1 protein-coding gene is annotated in these 1,837 nt (G+C 62.0%); it reads left to right on the top strand.

Annotation, left to right across the window (positions count from 1 at the left end):
- Positions 1 to 1,719 (top strand): TonB-dependent receptor (locus tag EDF56_RS25755; protein ID WP_132393025.1); only part of this gene is annotated, 1,719 nt, incomplete at its 5' end.
- Positions 1,720 to 1,837 lie beyond the last annotated feature (118 nt).

The raw sequence follows: 1,837 nt of genomic DNA on the forward strand, positions 1-1,837 counted from the left end.
AAGCTGATCGCGGTGGACCCGAATGAAGGCTTCGGCGCGTTTGCGGGCGATCAGCTCACGCGGCAGGGTTCGGGCTTCTACGACGCCTGGCAGACGATGGAAAATCCCTCGTCCAAGGTCGAGCAGTGGCAGATCATCAACACCACGACCTGGCAGGCCAGCGATGCGCTGACGGTCAAGAACATCGCCAGCTACGCTGAACTGCGCGATAATCTCACGTCGCCGCTGTTCGGCACCGATCTCAATACCGCCAACATCGGCCTTCCGAACGGTTCGTTCGGCTTTGCCAGCATCAATCCGCTGCCCAACGGGGCGACGGGCAGCCAGTCGACGTTCACCGAAGAACTCCAGCTTCAGGGCCGCGCCCTTGACGACCGCCTGACCTATCAGGGCGGCGCCTATCTGGAAGTCAGCGATCCGCTGGGCCTGTCCGGCTCGCAGTCGCCGGTCTATGGCAACTGCAACGATCTGGCGGCGCTCTCGTGCACGTCTCCGCTGTCGATGCTTCCGGTCCCCGGCATTCCGCAAGGCGTCGTCAACTACACCGCATCGCGAACCTCGTTCCGTGACGTGGGTCTCTACGCGCAGGCCACTTACAAGCTGACAGAGCAACTGAAGCTGACCGGCGGCTTCCGTTACACCTGGGACCGCGTGATCAACGACAGCCAGCTGGTGACATACACCGGCTTCCCGGCCATGGGTTACAGCACGCCGACCCAGATCTATTGCAGCAACCCCGCGACCAGCAACACGGCGACGGTAACGGCCGCCACGTTCAATCCCACCACGGATTGCCGCATCAATCTCACGCAGAAGTCGAGCGCGCCGACGTGGCTGATCGACCTTGACTACACCCCGATGCGTGACCTCATGCTCTACGCGAAATACTCTCGCGGTTATCGCACCGGCACGGTCTCTCCCTCGGTTCCCTTGAGCCTTGCTTATGTGCAGCCCGAGAAGGTCGACACATATGAAGTCGGCATGAAGGGGAGCTTCCGTGAATTCCTGCGCAGCACGCTGAACGTCGCAGCGTTCTACAACGACTTCTCGAACCAGCAGATCCAGCTCGACTTCCTGCAGTACAGCGATCCCACCGGCCTCACCAATCCGCCCAGCGTGTCGCCGACGACGGCACCGGCAAACGCGGGTAGCTCGCGGATCTGGGGCGTCGAGATCGACGGATCGATTTCGCCGTTCCGGGGCTTCACGATCCAGGGCTCCTACGCGCACCTGGACACGAAGATTCGCTCGATCCAGACCTTTACGGTCGATGGCCCGTCGACCGGCTATGAAGTCGTCGGCCAAGCCCGGGTTGGCGATCCCCTGCTGCTGTCGCCGAAGAACAAGTACTCCATCACCGCGACCTATCAGCTGCCGCTGGACGAAGACATCGGCACGATCTCGATCGGCGCGACCTATACCCATACCGACCGGGCGCTCGGCAACTACTCCAGCCGCTTCTACACGAGCCCGGATCCGGCGCTCCAGGCGGAATTCCGCAGCCTGAGCTGGCTGCCCTCGAACAATCTGCTCAACCTCAATGCGAGCTGGAACTCGATCGCCGGCTCACCGGTCGACCTGGCCTTGTTCGCAACCAATGTGACCAAGGAAAAGTACTACACCTTCCTGCCCGGCATCTCGGGAACCGGCATGCTGGTCGCCTCGCTTGGCGAACCGCGCATGTACGGCCTGCGCCTGAAGGTGCATTTCGGGAACTGATCACGTCCCACAAAATCAGGCCTGCCCGACAGCGCTGCCCAAGGCAGGCCACCACAATTTGCAAGCTTCCTCCTTACCCGGTCGGCTTTCCAAGCCGGCCGGGCCTCTTTTTGAGCGC

Origin of the sequence: Novosphingobium sp. PhB165, from assembly GCF_004341845.1 — a bacterium.
GTDB lineage: Bacteria > Pseudomonadota > Alphaproteobacteria > Sphingomonadales > Sphingomonadaceae > Novosphingobium.